Below are 18,890 nucleotides of genomic sequence, written 5' to 3' on the forward strand. Positions count from 1 at the left end.
GATCGTCCTTTCCGGGGCGGGTCCGCCGGGCCGGGGCCCGGAATTTTTTGCCCGCCGGTTCGGTCACTATAGGAGGGCCGATCGCGCCGTTTCACACTGGGGCGCCGACTTACTGAGGATTGAGTCTTGACTGACCAGCTGCGACTGATGGCCGTGCACGCCCACCCCGACGACGAGTCGTCGAAGGGCGCGGCCACCATGGCGAAGTACGTGTCCGAGGGGGTGGACGTGCTGGTCGTGACCTGCACGGGCGGGGAGCGCGGCTCCATTCTCAACCCCAAGCTGCAGGGCGACAAGTACGTCGAGGAGCACATCCACGAGGTGCGCAAGAAGGAGATGGACGAGGCCCGCGAGATCCTCGGCGTCGAGCAGGAGTGGCTGGGCTTCGTGGACTCGGGCCTGCCCGAGGGCGACCCGCTGCCGCCGCTGCCCGAGGGGTGCTTCGCCCTGGAGGACGTCGACAAGGCCGCCGGTGAACTGGTCCGCAAGATCCGCGCCTTCCGTCCGCAGGTGATCACCACCTACGACGAGAACGGCGGGTATCCGCACCCGGACCACATCATGACCCACAAGATCTCGATGGTGGCCTTCGAGGGCGCGGCCGACACCGAGAAGTACCCGGAGTCGGAGTTCGGCCCGGCCTTCCGGTCGCAGAAGCTCTACTACAACCAGGGCTTCAACCGCCCGCGCACCGAGGCGCTGCACCACGCCATGCTGGACCGGGGCCTGGAGTCGCCGTACGGGGACTGGCTGAAGCGGTGGGACGAGTTCGAGCGCGCCGAGCGCACGCTGACCACGCATGTCCCGTGCGCGGACTTCTACGAGATCCGCGACAAGGCCCTCATCGCGCACGCCACGCAGATCGACCCCGAGGGCGGCTGGTTCCGCGTCCCGATGGAGCTCCAGAAGGAGGTCTGGCCGACGGAGGAGTACGAGCTGGCGAAGTCCCTCGTCGACACATCCCTCCCCGAGGACGACCTCTTCGCGGGCATCCGCGACAATGCCTGATATGAGCGCAAGCCTGGCACTGACGCACCTCGTCCCCCTGGCCAAGGAGGTCGACGAGAACAAGGTCACCCCCGGTGTCCTCGGCTTCATCGTCTTCGCGGTGATGGCCCTGGCGGTATGGGGCCTGATGAAGTCGATGAACCGGCAGCTGGGGAGGGTGGACTTCAAGGAGGACGCCGACCCGAAGGCGGAGCCCGTCGGGAAGGCGACGTCCGGTTCGACCGGTACCGGCAGCGGTTCCGGGGGGAAGGCCTCGCCCGCCGAGGGCTGATCCCGGACGCGACCGCGTCGGCGCCCTGATCCGGTGATGCCCGAAGGCATCGCCGGATCAGCCACACCCGCGGACCCCCTCGGGGAACGGCGTCGTCACGTCCGCCGCGCCGAGACCGGCACCCCCATGACCTCCCGCGCATGCCGGTTCGGGACCATGCCCAGACGCCAGGCCTGCCAGCCGGCTTCCAGGTCGGCTCCCCGTTCCAGGAGGAGCTCGTACGCCTCGATGTAGTCGTCCAGTTTTCCGTCGCGGGTCGGGTGGCCGGTGCGGGAGAGCTGGGACAGCTCCTCCTGGGCCACGGCGGTGCCCACCTCGACGCCGCCGGGGGAGGCGTACGGCAGGAGCGTGCAGCGCAGGAAGCGGGCCCAGTCCTCGCCGCGCCGGTCGCCGTAGGAGGCGAAGAGCGCGGTCGCCTCGTCGCACAGGGCCAGCGCCGACTGCGTACGGGCGTTGCCCGCGTCGACCACCGCCAGTTCCAGGCAGGTCCAGGCTTCCCCGTGGGCGACGCCGATCCGCTGGAAGTCGGCGCGCGCGTCCACCAGGAGCTGCCGGGCGAAGCCCGAGTTGCGCAGCGAGCCGGTCTGCGCGGCGCGCTGGTCGCGGGTCACCCGTGCCGAGTGGTGGCGGGCGCAGGCCAGACCGTAGACGTCGCGGATGCGCGAGAACATCGTCCGGGACCGCTCCAGTTCACGGACCGCCTGGTCGAGGTTGCCCGTCTCCTCCAGGGACTGGCCCAGGTAGTACACCGTCCAGGCCTCGCCGCGGGCGTCCTCGTTCTCGCGGTGGCGGGAGACCGCCTGGCGCAGGCCGTCCACGGCGGCGGACGGGTCGCCGTCGACCAGCCGGGCCCGGGCCAGCTGGGTCAGCGCCCAGGCCTCGCCACGGGCGTCGCGGGTACGCCCGTACAGATCGAGGGCGGCGCGCAGTTCGGACTCGGCGCGCGGTACGTCGCCCATCCGCAGGCCCAGTTGGCCGAGCTGGTAGTGGGCCCACGCCTCGCCGTGCACGGACTCGCCCTCGCGGTGCAGGTCCAGGGCCCGTGTGAGGAGGTCGAGCGCCTCGCGCAGCCTCGCCCGGTCCCGCTCCACGGCCGCCAGCGCGTGCATCGTCCAGGCCCGGTCCGCCGCGAGGTCGGGGGAGGCCTGCAGGTCCAGGGCCTCCTGGAGCTTCAGGGCGGCCTCGGTGAGGTTGCCCTGGTGGTGGAGGGTGATCCCGAGCGAGCACAACGCCCGTGCCGCGCCCGCGTCGTGATGGGCCTCGAAGTAGAGGTCGACCACCGACGTCAGGGTCGTACGGGCCTTGTCGAGTTCGCCGAGCTGACGGGCCGCGATGCCCGTGCGCCACTGGACCGAGCGCACCAGCAGCCCCTGGTCGACGGCCTGCGTCAACTCGCTGATCTCGCCGAGGCGGTAGAGGTCCCCGCGCAGCAGGCAGTAGTCGCACAGGGCGCCCAGGAGGTTGAGCACCGCCGCCTGGTCCACGCCCTCCGCGTGCCGCAGTGCCGCCGTGATGAAGCTCGACTCGTCGTCCAGCCAGCGCAGGGCCGCGTCCAGCGAGGTGAACCCGTGCGGACCGACTGTGCTCGATTGAAAGGAGGTGTCGGCCCGTGTGGACGTCTTGCCGTCGACCAGGCGGATCACCGAGTCGGCCAGCTCGCCGTAGTTCACGATGAGACGTTCCTGCGCGGCCGTGCGCTCGGCCGGTTCCTCCTCGTCGAGGAGGCGGGCCTGCGCGAAGGCGCGTACGAGATCGTGGAGGCGGTAGCGGCTGCCGCGGACGTGGTCGATCAGACCCGCGCGGGCCAGGGCTTCCAGCTGGCGGGTCGCCTCCGGCTCGTCCGTCGCGAGCAGGGCCGCCGCCGCGGCGGCGCCCAGCGAGGCGCGGCCCGCCAGCGCCAGCCGCCGCAGCAGTCGCCTCGCCGGGTCCGGCTGGTCCGTGTAGCGCAGCCACAGCACCCGTTCGACCGGCTCGACCGGACCGTACGCCGCCAGGTCGGAGGCGAGCCGGCGCGGTGTGCGCGGGCCGAGGGACGAGCCGGCGACGCGCAGCGCCAGGGGCAGTCCGCCGCACAACTCCCTGATCTCGTCGGAGGCTTCGGCGTCGTACGGGGCCGAGGCGTCCTGGGCGGAGGCCTTCAGAAGCTCCTCGGCGCCCGGCGCGGCCAGCGGTTCGACCGCGAGCTGGTGCACCCAGGCGGGCAGGTCGGCGGGCAGGTCCAGGGGTTTGCGGGTGGTGACGACGACCAGGCTGTCGGAGCGCTCCGGCACGAGTGTGCGTACCTGCTCCAGGTCGCCGGCGTCGTCCAGCACGATCGTCACCGGCAGGCCGGTCAGATGCTGGTGGTACAGCTCGGCGAGCCGCCTGACCTGCTGGTCCTGCGAGGAACGCTCACGGAACAGAAGCTGTTCGCGGGGTGCGCCGAGGCGGTTCAGCAGATGGAGCAGCGCGTCGCGGGTGGTCAGCGGTGGCTCCTCCGGGCTGTCGCCCCGCAGGTCCACCACGCACGCGCCGCGGAACTGGTCCTTCAGCTCGTGCGCCGCGCGAACGGCGAGGGTGCTGCGGCCGGAGCCCGGCGCGCCGTGCAGGACGACCACGGTCGGCCTGGTCTCGGTGCTCGCGCGGGCCGCGTGCACCCACTGCGCGATCCGCTGCAGCTCCTGGCGGCGGCCCGCGAACGGCCCGACAGGCTCGGGAAGCTGCCCGAACGACTGCTCCAGGACGCTCCGCCGCCGTGCCGCCGCGCTCTTGTCCGTACGCCGCAGCTGGGGCGCGCCCTTCTTCGCGCCGGTGGACGCGTTGGACACCCGCTGCTGGTCGAAGAAGGGCCGGATCCCGCGGACCTCCAGGGCGGTCAGCCAGGTCAGGCGCAGCTGCTCCGGGCCGCCGGGCTGGCTCAGGGCCCCCGCGCGGCGGCTCGCGGCCGGCAGATGGGAGGCCGTCACCTTCGCCACCGTGGTCGCGGCGCCCGCGACGCCGACGACCGCGCCGGCGCCCACGGCCGCGCCCGCACCGGTGCCGAACGCCAGGTCCGCCGCCACGGCCGCGAGCGCCGCGACGGCCGCCACCAGCAGGGGAGTTCCGGCGCCCTCGCGCGCGTAGCGCTGCCCGAAGGTCAGCCGGCCCACCTCGGCCTCGTCCGTCGCCTTCGTGTAGGCCTCGTACTCCTCGGCGGCCTTCTGCGCCATGGTGTCCAGCGAGGCCCGCGCCCGAGACAGCAGTACGTTTCCCTCGACCCGCCCGCCGGAGCGCCGGACCTCCTCCTCCACGGCCCGGACCAACAGCCGTTCGGCCTCCGCCCGATGGCTGTCCCGCATTTCGCGTCCCCCTCCGCCGACAACGGTTTTCCTGGTCAAGTGTCCTGCGGATGAGCGGGGAAGGCGAGAGACCCACTGGCCCGTTCCCTGGCATGCGCACGCCCATCCGGGCAGCCCGGACCCAGTACCTACCCCCGCGGGAACCGGATGATCCGCGGGCCGTGCCGGTGATCCGCGGCGCGCCCGGGCGATCCGCGGCCGTCACCGGTGACCGCCCGCCGCAGCCGCCCGCCGCGCGCCCCCAACCGGTCCCACCGCCACCCGCGTACTGCGGCAGGATGGACCCCATGCCGAACCGACTGGCCCACGAGACGTCCCCCTACCTCCTGCAGCACGCCGACAACCCCGTCGACTGGTGGCCCTGGTCGGCCGAGGCCTTCGAGGAGGCGCGCCGGTCGGGCAGACCGGTCCTGCTGAGCGTCGGTTACAGCAGTTGCCACTGGTGTCATGTGATGGCCCACGAGTCGTTCGAGGACCAGCGGACCGCCGACTTCCTGAACACGCACTTCGTGAACGTCAAGGTCGACCGGGAGGAGCGGCCCGACGTCGACGCCGTGTACATGGAGGCCGTGCAGGCGGCGACCGGACAGGGCGGCTGGCCCATGACCGTCTTCCTGACGCCCGACGCCGAGCCGTTCTACTTCGGTACCTATTTCCCGCCCGAGCCCCGGCACGGCAGCCCCTCGTTCCGGCAGGTCCTCGAAGGCGTGCGCGGCGCGTGGACCGACCGGCGGGACGAGGTCGACGAGGTCGCCCAGAAGATCGTGCGCGATCTCGCCGGCCGCGAGATCGGCTTCGGCGACGCGCAGGTGCCGGGTGAGGGCGAGCTGGCGCAGGCGCTGCTCGGGCTCACCCGCGACTACGACGCCACCCACGGCGGGTTCGGCGGGGCGCCCAAGTTCCCGCCGTCCATGGCCGTCGAGTTCCTGCTGCGCCACCACGCGCGCACCGGGTCCGAGGGCGCGCTCCAGATGGCCGCCGACACCTGTGAGCACATGGCCCGCGGCGGGATCTACGACCAGCTCGGCGGCGGCTTCGCCCGCTACTCCGTCGACCGTGAGTGGGTCGTGCCCCACTTCGAGAAGATGCTGTACGACAACGCGCTGCTGTGCCGCGTGTACGCGCATTTGTGGCGGACCACCGCCCGCGGCGGAGCCGCTGATGAACTCAGCGACCTCGCCCGCCGGGTCGCCCTGGAGACGGCCGACTTCATGGTCCGCGAACTGCGCACCGACGAGGGCGGGTTCGCCTCCGCGCTCGACGCCGACAGCGACGACGGCACGGGCAGGCACGTCGAGGGCGCGTACTACGCCTGGACGCCCCAGCAGTTGCGTGACGTGCTGGGTGACGAGGACGCGAGCCTCGCCACCGACTACTTCGGCGTGACCGAGGAAGGCACCTTCGAGGAGGGTGCCTCCGTTCTGCAACTGCCGCGGAGCGAGGGCGTGTTCGACGCCGAACGCATCGAGTCCGTCAAGGCCCGGCTGAAGGCGGCGCGCGACGGCCGCCCCGCCCCCGGCCGCGACGACAAGGTCGTCGCCGCCTGGAACGGGCTCGCGATCGCCGCCCTGGCCGAGACCGGCGCGTACTTCGACCGGCCCGACCTCGTCGACGCGGCGCTCGCGGCGGCCGACCTCCTCGTACGGGTCCATCTGGACGAGCACGCGCGGCTCGCCCGTACCAGCAAGGACGGTCGCGTCGGCGTCCACGCGGGGGTGCTGGAGGACTACGCGGACGTCGCGGAGGGGTTCCTCGCGCTGGCCTCGGTCACCGGCGAGGGCGTCTGGCTGGAGTTCGCCGGCTTCCTGCTCGACCACGTCCTCGCGCAGTTCACCGACGAGAAGTCGGGGGCCCTGTACGACACGGCGGCCGACGCCGAGAAGCTCATCCGGCGCCCGCAGGACCCGACCGACAACGCCACGCCCTCCGGCTGGAGCGCGGCGGCCGGCGCCCTGCTGAGCTACGCGGCCCAGACCGGCTCGGAGCCCCATCGGAGTGCCGCCGAGCGGGCGTTGGGCGTGGTCAAGGCGCTCGGGCCGCGTGCCCCGCGGTTCATCGGCTGGGGACTGGCCACCGCCGAGGCCCAGTTGGACGGTCCGCGCGAGGTGGCGGTAGTGGGACCGAGTGACGATCCGGCCACCAGGGAGCTGCACCGCGCCGCCCTGCTCGCCACGGCGCCCGGCGCGGTCGTCGCCCTGGGCACTGCGGACAGTGACGAACTCCCCCTGCTCGCACACCGGTCACTTGTCGACAACGCACCGACCGCGTACGTCTGCCGTAACTTCACCTGTGACGCCCCGACGACCGACGTGGACCGCCTCCGGGCGGCACTGGGGCGCTGAGCAGGGGAAACCCCCGGCACTGAAGGTCAACGGCGGAAAGGGAGACGTCGGACGCGCCGGACGGGCTGATCACTCAGCCCGTCCGGCGCTTGGGGACACACGACAAACGAAGGGCGTCAGCCCAGACGCTTGACCAGCGCCCGGTACTCGTCCCAGAGCTCCACCGGCGTGTGCTCACCGAACGTGTTCAGATGCTCCGGCACCAGCGCGGCCTCCTCGCGCCAGACCTCCTTGTCGACCGTGAGCAGGAAGTCGAGTTCGGACTCGGAGAGTGCGAGACCCTCCGTGTCGAGCGCGCCCTTCGCCGGCAGCACACCGATCGGCGTCTCGACACCCTCGGCCCGCCCGTCGAGCCGGTCCACGATCCACTTCAGGACCCGGCTGTTCTCGCCGAAGCCGGGCCACACGAACTTGCCCTCGTCGTTCTTGCGGAACCAGTTGACGTAGTAGATCTTCGGGAGCTTCGCCTGGTCCTTGCCCTTGGCGACATCGACCCAGTGACCCATGTAGTCGCCCATGTTGTAGCCGCAGAACGGCAGCATGGCGAACGGGTCGCGGCGCAGCTCACCGACCTTGCCCTCGGCGGCGGCGGTCTTCTCGGAGGCGACGTTCGCCCCGAGGAAGACACCGTGGTTCCAGTCGAAGGACTCCGTCACCAGCGGAACGGCCGTGGCCCGGCGGCCACCGAAGAGGATCGCCGAGATCGGCACACCCCGCGGGTCCTCCCACTCGGGCGCGATGATCGGGCACTGAGAGGCGGGCACGGTGAACCGGGCGTTCGGGTGGGCGGCCGGGCTGTAGCCATTTTCGTGGGCGGACTCGGGCGTCCAGTCGTTGCCCTTCCAGTCCGTCAGATGGGCCGGAGTCTCCTCCGTCATGCCCTCCCACCAGATGTCGTTGTCGTCGGTCAGGGCGACGTTGGTGAAGACGGAGTTGCCCCAGAGCGTCTTCATCGCGTTGGCGTTGGTGTGCTCACCGGTGCCGGGCGCGACGCCGAAGAAACCGGCCTCGGGGTTGATGGCGTACAGCCGCCCGTCCTCGCCGAAGCGCATCCAGGCGATGTCGTCGCCGATGGTCTCGACGGTCCAGCCGCGGACCGTCGGCTCCAGCATCGCGAGGTTCGTCTTGCCGCAGGCGCTCGGGAACGCGGCGGCCACGTACTTCGACTCTCCCCGCGGAGGCGTGAGCTTCAGGATCAGCATGTGCTCGGCGAGCCAGCCCTCGTCACGGGCCATGACGGAGGCGATGCGCAGCGCGTAGCACTTCTTGCCGAGCAGCGCGTTGCCGCCGTACCCGGAGCCGTACGACCAGATCTCGCGGGTCTCCGGGAAGTGGGAGATGTACTTCGTGGAGTTGCACGGCCACGGCACATCCGCCTCGCCCTCCTCCAGCGGCGCCCCGAGCGTGTGCACAGCACGCACGAAGAACCCGTCGGAGCCGAGTTCGTCCAGGACCGGCTGACCCATCCGGGTCATGGTGCGCATCGACACGGCGACGTACGCGGAGTCGGTGATCTCGACCCCGATGGCGGAGAGGTCGGAGCCGAGCGGGCCCATGCAGAACGGGACGACGTACATCGTCCGGCCGCGCATCGAGCCACGGAAGAGCCCCCCGTTGCCCTCCTTGCCCTGGAAGACCTCCCGCATCTCCGCGGGGTCCTTCCAGTGGTTCGTCGGGCCCGCGTCCTCCTCCTTCTCGGAGCAGATGAACGTCCGGTCCTCGACCCGGGCGACATCGGTCGGGTCGGAGGCGGCGTAGTAGGAGTTCGGGCGCTTGATCGGGTCGAGCTTCTTGAAGGTGCCCTTGCGGACGAGCTCCTCGCTCAGTCGCTCGTATTCGGCCTCTGAGCCGTCACACCAGACCACACTGTCCGGCTGCGTCAGTTCGGCGATCTCGTTGACCCACGAGATCAGTTCCTGATGGTTGGTGGGGACGGTGTCGGAAGAGGGAGCCGCGATGTCGCGCGCCACGATCGCTCCTAGATGAGGGGTTTTTGTTTTTTGTGCCCCGTGGGGGCTGCGACCCGGATGCTTCACGTGATCGATACTCACCGATCGTCACCGATCTTCACTGGCCCTTTTCGATCTTTTCGGTGGATATCGATCTTCCTGGCGCTCATCCGGTGCCGACCGCACTCATTTGATCATCCGACGGCTCCGCGCATATGTCCAGAGGGCCGTACATCTGAGCAGCGTGAGCATCGCCACTTGCCGCCGTACGCGTGAGAAGCCCTCTCCCCGCCCACCGGGTACTTCGGGCCCGGCACCCGCATGAGACGCTGGCCACTTGGCGCATTACTGACGGTCGGCTGATACGTAACTTACGGTTCCGTAGGTACGATGGATCGTATGACTGCGCCCAGCCCCGACGCCTCAGCGGAATCGCCGGTCGTCGACCGTGTCGCCGAAGCGCTCTCCCTGCCGCACCCCGTCAAACCAAGACTGCGCGGCTGGCTGCACGCCGGAATGTTCCCGGCGGTGCTCGTCTCCGGCCTGGTCCTGACGGCCCTCGCCGGCTCGACCCGCGCCCGTGCGGCCTGCGCGATCTTCGTCCTGACGGCCTGCCTGCTGTTCGGGGTCAGCGCGATCTACCACCGCGGCACGTGGAGTCCGCGCATGGACGGTGTGCTGCGCAGACTCGACCACGCGAACATCTTCCTGATCATCGCGGGCTCGTACACACCGCTGACGATGCTGCTGCTCCCGGAGAGCAAGGGGAAGTGGCTGCTGTGGGGCATCTGGGGCGCGGCGCTCGCGGGCATCGCCTTCCGGGTCTTCTGGATCGGCGCCCCGCGCTGGCTCTACACCCCCTGTTACATCGCGATGGGCTGGGCCGCCGTCTTCTTCCTCCCCGACTTCATGCGGGCCGGCGGCATCGCCGTGCTGGTCCTCGTGATCGTGGGCGGGCTCCTCTACAGCGCCGGCGGAGTGATCTACGCGCTCAAGCGGCCCAACCCGTCACCGCGCTGGTTCGGCTTCCACGAGGTCTTCCACTCGTTGACGCTCGCGGCGTTCATCGCGCACTACATCGGCATCTCGATGGTGGCCTACCAGTACGGGTAGCCCGTACGGACAGTCAGTACGGATCGCCGGTACGGACAGCCGGTACGGACAGCCGGTACGGACAACCGGGGCAGCTCTCCGCGGCGGCCGTCCCGGACATGGCACCGGCCCCGGCCGATGCCCGACAATGACCGCCATGACGGCCGCACGTACTCCGCCTCTCGCCACCCCCGCCGCGCACCCCCGGCCGGGACTCCGTGAGCGCAAGAAGATCAAGACGCGTGCGGCCATCCGTGACGCGACGTACGGGCTGATCCGCGAGCAGGGGTACGACGCGACGACGATCGAGCAGATCGCCGAGCGGGCCGAGGTGTCGCCGTCCACGGTCCTCCGCTACTTCCCGGCCAAGGAGGACATCGTCCTCATGGACGAGTACGCCCCGATCCTGGTGGCGGAACTGCGCGCCCGCCCGGCCGGCGAACCGTGGCTTGACTCCCTCAGGCAGGTGTTCAGGACAGGCATCGCCCTCGGCGCCCCAGCCCCAGCCCCCGCCCCGGACTCGACCTCTACCTCGGTCTCGGCCTCGGAAGAAGCAGAGGTGACCCGGCTGCGGACCACGCTGATGGTCGAGGTGCCCGCCGTGCGCACCCGGATGACGGAGAACATGTCCGGCACCGGTCGCCTGCTCTGCCAGGTCATCGGCGAGCGCACGGGCCGGTCACCCGACGGCTTCGAGGTGCGCGTCCACGCGATGTCCCTGGTGGCCGCTCTGACGGAGGCGGCCCTGTACTGGGCCGAGCACGGGCACGAGGACGACCTCGGCGCCCTCGTCGACCGGGCCTTGGACGTCCTGGAACAAGGGCTCGCTCCGGGAAAACCCTGAGGCCACGGGCCCGCCCCGCATGTCATCCTGAGCCGGTGAACGGACCGGAGATCCACGTCGAATTCGCCCCCGGACTGCGGGTGTTCGTCCCGCACGGACGCCGGTCGGGGAGCACGCCGGTCGCCACCGACGGCTCCTCCACGCTGGGCCATGTCGTCGAGTCGCTGGGCGTCCCGCTGACCGAGGTCGGGGAACTCGTGGTGAACGGCCGCCCGGTGCCCGTCTCGTATCTGCCCGCGGTGGCCGACTCCGTCGAGGTACGCGCGGTCGAGCGCCCCCAGCCGGTGCCGGGCGCTCCGCTGCGGTTCCTGCTCGACGTCCACCTGGGCACGCTGGCGCGCAGGCTGCGACTGCTCGGTGTCGACGCCGCGTACGAGTCGCTGGACATCGGCGATCCCGCGCTCGCGGCGAGATCCGCGGCCGAACGACGGGTGATGCTCAGCCGGGACCGGGGCCTGCTGCGGCGCCGGGAGCTGTGGGCGGGGGCGTTCGTCTACAGCACGCGACCGGACGAGCAACTACGGGACGTACTCGGCCGTTTCGCCCCCGCCCTGCGCCCCTGGAGCCGGTGCACCGCGTGCAACGGACTGCTCGCGGAGGCCTCCAAGGACGAGGTCGCCGAGCAGCTTCAAGGGGGTACGCGACGGTCGTACGACGTGTTCGCGAGGTGCGCGGAGTGCGGGCGGGCGTACTGGCGGGGCGCACACCATGAGCAGCTGGAGGCGATCGTGGGCCGGGCGCTCACGGAGTTCGGCCCCGGCTGAGCCCGCTCTTCCGGTCTTCGGGCCGACTGCGCCCACTCTCCACCCGGTCTGCGACTACGCCCGGCCCTCCAGATAACGGGTGTGGGACTCCTGGCGCCGGGCCTCCGTCTCGCGCAGACCGGCGGCCAGCGCCTCCGCCTCCTCGTGCAGCAGCGTGAGCTGCCGCTCAAGATGCCGCTCGGGCGCCTCCGTACCGGGCGCCAGCCGCACCCACCACCGCGTCCGTACGAACGTGTCGACGGCCTCCGGGACATCCGTCCGCACGGCCCGGGACAGCGCGTGCACCCCCTCCGGGTCCTGCGCGAGGATCTCCGCGACCCACCCGGGATCGAGCAGCGCCGCCAGCAGCTCGGTCAGCTCGGTGAGCCGTCCGGCGGCGGCGGGCGGCAGCTCGACGTCGGCGAGGTAGGCCCGCAACTTCCCGAAGTCCCCGCGGATCTCGTCCAACTGGGCGGACGGATCCGGGAAGTCCGGCAGCGGCGGCCGCTCCGGCGGGGCGATCAGCGCGCCCGCGCCGTACAGACCCACGACGACGACCGGCCAGTACGCCCCCGCGACTCCCGCGAAGGTCAGCCCGAGACCGGCGATCCCGCAGGCGCTCCCCGCAAGATTCTTACGGGACTCCAGATAGCCGAAGAGTTTGTTGGGCTCATTGGTAGCCACGGATCTCCTTGAAGGCGCCGTCCAGCGAGCCCTTCCGCGCGTCGAAGAGACGGCCGCCGGTCAGCTCGGCGATGTGTTCCAGCTCGCCGCGGTCGGAGTCGCCGAACAGGATCGGGAAGACGGGGATCCGCCGCTCGTCCGCGGACAGCCGCGCGTAGAACCCGTCGAACTCCGCCGGGCTCGCGCCCTGCGTGTTCTCGCCGTCCGTCATCAGCACGACCGACGTGAACGTGTCCTCGTCGGCCCCCAGCTGCTCGTACGCCTTCTGCAGCGACGTATAGATCGCGGTGTCGCCCTCCGCGGTGAGCGCCCGTGTGTCACGGCGGATCGCGTCGAGCCCCGAGCGCGGGTCCTCGGGCCGCACCACATGCGTGCGTACGCTCTTGACGGCCGAGCCGAACGGCATCAGCGTCACCTCCTCGCGTTCGCGGAAGTCGCCGGTGAGGTCGGTGAGCGCCTTCTTCAGCCGCCCGAGCCGCCCGTCCTCACCCATCGAGCCCGAGGTGTCGAGCACGTACACGGTCCGGGAGGGGCGGCGCAGCTCGTTCTCGTACGAGTCGAGAAGCCCGTCGGCGACGGAACGGCTGCCCGGGAAGGGCAGTTCGCGCCGCCGGGTGGTGTCGAGCCCCGCCGCCAGCGGCACGGAGGGCACGACGGGCCGGCGCAGCGTCCGCTCGGTGATCAGCCGCTGGGTCGCCGGGGTACGCAGGGCCTCGGTGAGCCGGCGGACGTCCTCACGGACCTCCTGACTCGTGGACGCCAGCGAGGAGAGCGGATAGTCGGCGGTGACGACGCCGTCCCGCGGCCGGATCACCGTCAGGTCCTTCCGCGACTTCAGCACCGACTCGTAGTTGAGCAGCGCGTCGACGTCACCCCGCCGGTCGTACGCCTGCGCCAGCCAGCCCGACGACCCGGACGTCAGCTTCTGCCCCTTGAAGAACTCCGTCAGCCGGGGCGTCGCCTCCTTCACATCCGCGTCCGTCAGCGCGGACTGGGCGTCGGAGAGACCCGAGGCCACGGACACGAGGGTGGCGAAGCCCGAGTTGGAGCGGGACGGGTCGGTCATGCCGTAGGTCAGGCCACCGCCGCGCACCGCCTTCTCGACAGCGGCCCAGGTGACGTCCTCGGGCCTCCACCTCAACTTCCGTACGGTGGCGTCCTTCACCCCGATGGCCAGCGGGCTGGACATCACCGGGGTCTGGGACACGACCTGCTTCGCGGCGGCGGGGTCGAGACGGAGGTAGTCGTTGGAGGAGAGCCAGACGGCGTCGTACGCGCCCTTGGCCCTGCCCTTCGCGAGGAGGTCGACGGCGTCCAGTGTGCCGGTGTAAGTGGGCCTGACCGTGATGCCGGTGTCCTTACGAACCTGGTCCAGGACGGGCTTCATGTCGGCGAGTTCGCTGGACGCGAGTATGCGTAGCGTGCCGGGTTCCGGCCTGTCGCCCGAAGGGCTCGGCCCCTCTACGGCCGAGGTGCATCCCGCCGTCACCCATGCCAGAGCGATGGCGGCCGCAGTCCGGTGGGTGGTCCGTGCCCACCCCCGCCCACGCTCGGCTGCGCTCGCGCGGAGGTTTTTCATGCGAGGCGGCCTCCGTCCAGGGCGCCCTGTGCGCGGCTGCGCTCCAAGTACGCCGTGGCGTGCTGGAGTTCCGAGGTCAGGGACTCCACGGTCGACGCCATCGTCTCCGTGGCCTGGGCCTTGTACGTGTCGATGGTGTCGAGGGTCCGGTAGATCTGCTGGAAGGCCGAGCGCAGTGTCTCCGCTCCGACGGCCGGGTCGGCGGCGATGCGCTGGATCTCGCCGCTCTGGGTGGCGAGCATCTCGGCGTTGCCGCGGATGAGGTCCTCCGTCGTGCCGCGCAGCGCGTTGACCTGCTCGACGACCTTGCGCTGGTTGTCGAGGGCGGAGGCGAGCATGACCGAGATGCGCAACGCGGAGACCGTGGTGGTGGCCGCACGGTCGACGCCCTTGATCAACTCCTCGTTGTTGCGGCGGACCACGTCCATCGCCAGATAACCCTGGGCGCACACCGCGAGCTGGGTGAGCAGGTCCTGGTGCTTCTGCCGTACGGGAAAGAGGACGTCGGCGCGCAGGGTGTCCGCCTGGGCCGGATCCCGCGCTTCCACCCCACCGATGTGACCCTCGACCGCCGCGTCCAGGGCCTCGGTCAGGACGACGTACTCCTGGAGCTTGCCCATCGAGTCCCAGAGGCGGACGCGTTCGGTCTGCAGGGCGGCGTTGTCGCGCCGCAGTTCGTCCTGGCCGCCGCGCAACGAGCCCACGATCCTGTTCAACGTGCCCTGTGCGGAGGCGTACTTGGCCACATGGTCACGGAGCCTGTTCCCGCCGGGCAGCCGGGACAGCAGCTTGCGGGCCTTGCCGCCGGGCAGGTCGCGCGGGTCCAGGTCCTCGACGGTGCGCCGGAGTTCGACGAGCGAGGACGATACACGGGACTGGGCGTCCTCGCCGTTCGCGGGCAGGGCGCGGACCGTGCGCTCCAGCATGCGGTTCGACTGGGCGGAGGCCCCGCGCATCTCACCCGAGCCGAGTGCGACGATCTCACCGATCTTCCCGGCGAACTCGGGGGAGCGGGCGTCGAGCACGGCGAGCCCGTCGACGTACTCGGCGGCCTTGCGCGCCATGTCCGTACGTACGGACTCGTCGACCGGCACGAGCCCGCCGGCCTTCTCCTTCGGCACGGCCGCGACGGCCTCGGGAGGAGTGAGAGTGAAGGTGTTCTCGGTGTCGCTCACGTGCTGTTCCCCCTAGTCCCGGGCCCGGCGTGCCATCTCGTGCAGCACCTTGGAGGCGGGCACGGGCACCTGCCGGACACCGGTCAGCGTCTGGTTGAGGTAGGTGGTGTGGGCGTCGGTGGCCGCCGTGAACTCGGCGGACGCGCCCTGGGGCCGGAACCCGTGCCGTACCGCGAGCCCGCGCAACTCCTCGTCGCTCCCCAGCAGTTCACCGAGGGCACGGCCCTCGTCCGTGAGCGGGACGACCGTGTGGTCGCTGTTCGCGGTGGTGTCCGGATAGAGAACGACCAGATCGTCGACACCGTGGTCCTCTGCGAGGAGGGCGGCGACCTGGGACTCGTACACGAGGACCAGCGGGTTTCCGACGCCGCTGACGAAGTCGCGGAAGGCCGCGTCCGTGCTGGTCTGCTGGGCGCCCTGGACGCTGATCAGCTTGCGCATCAGGGGCGCGGTGCGGTCGACGGCGGCGGTACCGTCGGCGACCCGGCCGCCGTCGGCGACGTAGGAGGCGGCGGCGAGGTACAGGGCGCCGGAGTTCGAACTGGTCGGGTCGGTGGTGGAGATGAACAGCGTGCCGCTCAACTCACCGTGCTTCTCGGCCCCCTTGAGCTGCTGCCAGGTCCGGTCGCCCTCGGCGGCCTTGAGATAGGCCTTCATATCAAGGCTGCCGTTGCCGTTGTCCTTGCCTCCGTCCGTGCTCTTCAGTGTCGCGAGGCCGTTGCCGGCCAGCACCTCGGCGGCGCTGCGGTGCGCGACGACCACGAGGGGCGAGTAGAAGGGGCGCGGCAGGGGCTGCCGTACGTGGTACTTCGAGGCCAGTTCTCCGGCGGGCGCCTGGCTGGAGGGGAAAGCGAAGTCGTACCCCTTGAGGTCGAGTCCCTCCATGGCCCAGGACCCGGAGGTCTCCGTCTCCACGGTGTAGCCCTTGGCAGCGAGGGCCTTCACCACATCCGGGTCGGCGAAGAACTCCGCCTTCTCCGACCCGATCACTCCCTGCACGGTCTTCGTTGCCGTGCTGCTGTCCTGGTCTTCGCGGCCCGCTACGACGGCTGCTGCCACTCCGCCGATCAGGAATACCGCCAGGACGATGGCGATGATTCGTCTCACACCTGGAGCGTGCTCCCGGAACTCAACGTTCCCCGTCGCATCGCATGAACACGGGGTGACGACCCCATCCCAGTACGCAACCGGATGCCGCCCCTCCAGTTGCGGGGGCCAGCCCCCGAACCCCCGGTCCTCAAACGCCGGACGGGCTGGAGGGCAGGTCCTCGATCGCCGGATGGGCTGAAATGCAGCCCCAGCCTCCCGTCAGGTCACCGACTCGGGGGCCAGCCCCCGGACCCCCGGTCCTCAAACGCCGGACGGGCTGGAGAGCAGGTCCTCGATCGCCGGACGGGCTGAAATGCAGCCCCAGCCTCCCGTCAGGTCACCGACTCGGGGGCCAGCCCCCGAACCCCCGGTCCTCAAACGCCGGACGGGCTGGAGAGACAGGTCCTCAAGTCGGACGGGTTGGAGAGCAGGTCCTCATACGCCGGACGGGCGGAAGGGCAGCTCCTCATACGCCGGGCGGGCTGGGAAGGCAGCAGGGTGCAGCCCGGCTTTTCAGGGGCGCGGGGAACTGCGCGGCAAGCCCCCACCGGGCCCGCAGGTGAGAAACGACGGACGCACGTAGTGAAAGAGAAGGGCCGCACCCCCAGGGTGCGACCCTTCACACATGCATGGCACCCGGCCCGCACGTCGCTGCGGGTGCGCGCGGACCGGGGCCGACCAGGGGAGCAGAAGGCTCGATGGAGCCCCCGGCTCAGCCGACGGTGAGCGCCGGCTCCGCCACGGCAACGGCAGCCGCATGCGCATCCATACGCTCGGCGGCGAGAATCGCCCCCGCCGTATCCGCCCGGGAGGCGGCGACGACAAGGGCGCGCCCCGCCAGGGCATGCGCCCGCTGATGCAACCCGACGGGCAGCGGCCCACGACCTCCGCCGACGGCGGACGCGACAGCCGCACGGACGGGCGGACGCCCCCCACGCAGCCGGGTCACCTGCTCGGCCAGCCGTTCCGCGGCGACATCGAGCTCGGCGGAAGCGGACGGTTCGAGCCCGCGGAGCTCGTCCGTGACCGCGAGCAGTGCCGCCAGATGACCGGCGAGCTGGATGTCCAGCTCCTCCTCGCGCGACCGATGGGGAAAGTCGGCGGTGCCGGCCATCGTGTGGACCGACTTGGTGCGGATCGGTTCGTACATGGGAGATGGCCTCCTGCTGCTCTGACAGGAAGCCATCCTAGCTTAGATTTCGTCTAAAGTTGAGCAGACTCCGAAAACGGAGCCGCCCGACCACACAGGGTGACCAGGCGTCAGTTCCACCGGTCAGCCCTGTCCGTCAGTGCTGTCCATCAGGCCTGTCCGTCAGTGCTGCCCGTATCCGTCCAGGAAGTTCCCGATCCGCGTGACCGCGTCCGTCAGGTCCCGGGCGGTCGGCAGGGTGACGACCCGGAAGTGGTCGGGTTCCGGCCAGTTGAAGCCCGTCCCCTGCACGACCATGATCTTCTCGGTGCGCAGCAGGTCCAGCACCATCCGCCGGTCGTCCTTGATCTTGTAGACCTTCGGATCGAGGCGCGGGAAGAGATAGAGCGCGCCCTTCGGCTTCACACAGGTCACGCCCGGGATCTGGGTCAGCAGCCGATGCGCCACGTCCCGCTGCTCGCGCAGCCGCCCACCGGGCAGCACGAGGTCGCTGATGGTCTGCCGGCCACTCAGGGCGGCGACGACACCGTGCTGACCGGGCATGTTCGCGCAGAGCCGCATGTTGGCGAGGATCGTCAGCCCCTCGATGTACGAGTCGGCGTGCGCGCGCGGCCCGGAGATCGCCATCCAGCCCACCCGGTACCCGGCCACGCGGTACGCCTTCGACATCCCGTTGAAGGTGAGGGTGAGCAGGTCGGGGGCGACCTTGGCGGTCGGCGTGTGCACGGCTTCGTCGTACAGGATCTTGTCGTAGATCTCGTCCGAGCAGACCAGCAGGTTGTGGCGGCGGGCGATGTCCGTGAGCCCGCGCAGCATCGCCTCGTCGTAGACCGCGCCCGTCGGGTTGTTCGGGTTGATGATCACGATCGCCTTGGTGCGGTCGGTGACCTTCCGCTCCACGTCGGCGAGATCGGGCATCCAGTCGGACTGCTCGTCACAGCGGTAGTGGACGGCGGTGCCGCCGGAGAGGGAGACGGCGGCGGTCCACAGGGGGTAGTCCGGCGCGGGTACGAGGACCTCGTCGCCGTCGTCCAGCAGGCCCTGCATCGCCATCACGATCAGCTCGGACACGCCGTTGCCGATGAAGACGTGCTCGACGTCTGTCTCTATGCCGAGGGTCTGGTTGTGCATGACCACGGCCCGGCGTGCCGCGAGCAGCCCCTTCGCGTCCCCGTAGCCGTGCGCCGACGAGACGTTGCGGAGGATGTCCTCCAGGATCTCCGGCGGGCACTCGAAGCCGAACGCCGCGGGGTTTCCGGTGTTCAGCTTGAGGATGCGGTGGCCTGCCGCTTCCAGCCGCATGGCCTCCTCAAGGACCGGGCCCCGGATCTCGTAACAGACGTTGGCGAGCTTGGTCGACTGGATCACCTGCATGTTCGTGAGCTTACGGGCGGGTAGCGGTTGTCGCGCCGCGTTTCCGCCACGTGAGACGTCCGTCTGGGGGTGGGGACGTGGGTGGGTGCGGGTCGGTGGGGGCTGGTCGCGCAGTTCCCCGCGCCCCTAGGGGGGTGTCGGCGGGGGTTGCGATGTGCGTGCGGGGTGGTGGGGGTGGGCCGCGGGGGGGGGCCCCCCCCCCCCAAAACCCAAAACCCCCCCCCCCGGGGGGCCCGCGCAGTAGCCGGGCCCCCCCACCCCCCCCCACAACAA

14 protein-coding genes are annotated in these 18,890 nt (G+C 70.7%); 6 read left to right on the forward strand and 8 right to left on the reverse strand.

Annotation, left to right across the window (positions count from 1 at the left end; all coding sequences use genetic code 11):
- The first annotated feature begins 126 nt into the window (after positions 1 to 126).
- Positions 127 to 1,008 carry a mycothiol conjugate amidase Mca gene (gene mca, locus ACH4DZ_RS10590; protein ID WP_398286633.1) on the forward strand — a complete coding sequence of 294 codons (882 nt, stop codon included), beginning with the start codon at positions 127 to 129 and terminating at the stop codon, positions 1,006 to 1,008.
- A 1-nt stretch (position 1,009) separates the two neighbouring features.
- Positions 1,010 to 1,279 (forward strand): hypothetical protein, encoded by a 270-nt coding sequence (locus ACH4DZ_RS10595; protein WP_398286634.1) that lies wholly within the window; start codon positions 1,010 to 1,012, stop codon positions 1,277 to 1,279.
- 95 nt (positions 1,280 to 1,374) lie between these two features.
- Here ACH4DZ_RS10595 and ACH4DZ_RS10600 read toward each other — a convergent pair whose 3' ends face one another.
- Positions 1,375 to 4,596 carry a tetratricopeptide repeat protein gene (locus ACH4DZ_RS10600; RefSeq protein WP_398286635.1) on the reverse strand — a complete coding sequence of 1,074 codons (3,222 nt, stop codon included), beginning with the start codon at positions 4,594 to 4,596 and terminating at the stop codon, positions 1,375 to 1,377.
- Between the two features lie 287 nt (positions 4,597 to 4,883).
- On the opposite strand from ACH4DZ_RS10600, the gene ACH4DZ_RS10605 reads away from it, so the two are divergent.
- Positions 4,884 to 6,938 (forward strand): thioredoxin domain-containing protein, encoded by a 2,055-nt coding sequence (locus ACH4DZ_RS10605; RefSeq protein ID WP_398286636.1) that lies wholly within the window; start codon positions 4,884 to 4,886, stop codon positions 6,936 to 6,938.
- A 116-nt stretch (positions 6,939 to 7,054) separates the two neighbouring features.
- Here ACH4DZ_RS10605 and ACH4DZ_RS10610 read toward each other — a convergent pair whose 3' ends face one another.
- Positions 7,055 to 8,908, reverse strand: coding sequence for a phosphoenolpyruvate carboxykinase (GTP) (locus ACH4DZ_RS10610; RefSeq protein ID WP_398286637.1), 1,854 nt, complete (start codon positions 8,906 to 8,908; stop codon positions 7,055 to 7,057).
- 378 nt (positions 8,909 to 9,286) lie between these two features.
- Between ACH4DZ_RS10610 and ACH4DZ_RS10615 the strand changes: the two genes are divergently transcribed.
- From ACH4DZ_RS10615 to ACH4DZ_RS10625, 3 genes are all read left to right on the forward strand, one after another.
- Positions 9,287 to 10,000 carry a hemolysin III family protein gene (locus ACH4DZ_RS10615; protein WP_398286638.1) on the forward strand — a complete coding sequence of 238 codons (714 nt, stop codon included), beginning with the start codon at positions 9,287 to 9,289 and terminating at the stop codon, positions 9,998 to 10,000.
- 136 nt (positions 10,001 to 10,136) lie between these two features.
- Complete coding sequence (locus tag ACH4DZ_RS10620) at positions 10,137 to 10,823, forward strand: TetR/AcrR family transcriptional regulator (protein ID WP_398286639.1); 687 nt, start codon at positions 10,137 to 10,139, stop codon at positions 10,821 to 10,823.
- Between the two features lie 35 nt (positions 10,824 to 10,858).
- Positions 10,859 to 11,587 carry a Mut7-C RNAse domain-containing protein gene (locus ACH4DZ_RS10625; protein ID WP_398286640.1) on the forward strand — a complete coding sequence of 243 codons (729 nt, stop codon included), beginning with the start codon at positions 10,859 to 10,861 and terminating at the stop codon, positions 11,585 to 11,587.
- Between the two features lie 54 nt (positions 11,588 to 11,641).
- Here ACH4DZ_RS10625 and ACH4DZ_RS10630 read toward each other — a convergent pair whose 3' ends face one another.
- The 6 genes from ACH4DZ_RS10630 to ACH4DZ_RS10655 all read right to left on the reverse strand — a co-directional run bounded on the left by ACH4DZ_RS10630 (position 11,642) and on the right by ACH4DZ_RS10655 (position 18,617).
- A complete protein-coding gene (locus tag ACH4DZ_RS10630; RefSeq protein WP_398286641.1) occupies positions 11,642 to 12,250 on the reverse strand; it encodes a hypothetical protein in 609 nt (202 codons plus the stop codon).
- Positions 12,237 to 13,829: a substrate-binding domain-containing protein gene (locus ACH4DZ_RS10635; RefSeq protein ID WP_398286643.1), complete on the reverse strand. Its 1,593-nt coding sequence runs from the start codon at positions 13,827 to 13,829 to the stop codon at positions 12,237 to 12,239. Before ACH4DZ_RS10635 ends, ACH4DZ_RS10630 begins: the two co-directional genes overlap by 14 nt.
- Entirely contained in the window at positions 13,826 to 15,004 is a 1,179-nt protein-coding gene (locus ACH4DZ_RS10640; protein ID WP_398286644.1) for a toxic anion resistance protein, read from the reverse strand. Before ACH4DZ_RS10640 ends, ACH4DZ_RS10635 begins: the two co-directional genes overlap by 4 nt.
- Before the next feature lie 12 nt (positions 15,005 to 15,016).
- On the reverse strand, positions 15,017 to 16,111 hold the full coding sequence (locus tag ACH4DZ_RS10645) for a hypothetical protein (protein ID WP_398286645.1): 1,095 nt from the start codon (positions 16,109 to 16,111) through the stop codon (positions 15,017 to 15,019).
- Positions 16,112 to 16,805: 694 nt separating this feature from the next.
- Positions 16,806 to 17,243, reverse strand: coding sequence for a hypothetical protein (locus tag ACH4DZ_RS10650; protein ID WP_398286646.1), 438 nt, complete (start codon positions 17,241 to 17,243; stop codon positions 16,806 to 16,808).
- Between the two features lie 162 nt (positions 17,244 to 17,405).
- Entirely contained in the window at positions 17,406 to 18,617 is a 1,212-nt protein-coding gene (locus ACH4DZ_RS10655; protein ID WP_398286647.1) for a pyridoxal phosphate-dependent aminotransferase, read from the reverse strand.
- Positions 18,618 to 18,890 lie beyond the last annotated feature (273 nt).

The organism is Streptomyces sp. NPDC017991 (assembly GCF_044328075.1).
GTDB lineage: Bacteria > Actinomycetota > Actinomycetes > Streptomycetales > Streptomycetaceae > Streptomyces.

Excerpts from the sequence above, each read along its gene's own strand:
- ACH4DZ_RS10605 (WP_398286636.1), top strand. The coding sequence starts at position 4,884 with ATGCCGAACCGACTGGCCCACGAGACGTCCCCCTACCTCCTGCAGCAC.
- ACH4DZ_RS10650 (WP_398286646.1), bottom strand. The coding sequence starts at position 17,243 with ATGTACGAACCGATCCGCACCAAGTCGGTCCACACGATGGCCGGCACC.
- ACH4DZ_RS10655 (WP_398286647.1), bottom strand. The coding sequence starts at position 18,617 with ATGCAGGTGATCCAGTCGACCAAGCTCGCCAACGTCTGTTACGAGATC.
- ACH4DZ_RS10600 (WP_398286635.1), bottom strand. The coding sequence starts at position 4,596 with ATGCGGGACAGCCATCGGGCGGAGGCCGAACGGCTGTTGGTCCGGGCC.
- ACH4DZ_RS10635 (WP_398286643.1), bottom strand. The coding sequence starts at position 13,829 with ATGAAAAACCTCCGCGCGAGCGCAGCCGAGCGTGGGCGGGGGTGGGCA.
- ACH4DZ_RS10615 (WP_398286638.1), top strand. The coding sequence starts at position 9,287 with ATGACTGCGCCCAGCCCCGACGCCTCAGCGGAATCGCCGGTCGTCGAC.
- ACH4DZ_RS10620 (WP_398286639.1), top strand. The coding sequence starts at position 10,137 with ATGACGGCCGCACGTACTCCGCCTCTCGCCACCCCCGCCGCGCACCCC.
- ACH4DZ_RS10595 (WP_398286634.1), top strand. The coding sequence starts at position 1,010 with ATGAGCGCAAGCCTGGCACTGACGCACCTCGTCCCCCTGGCCAAGGAG.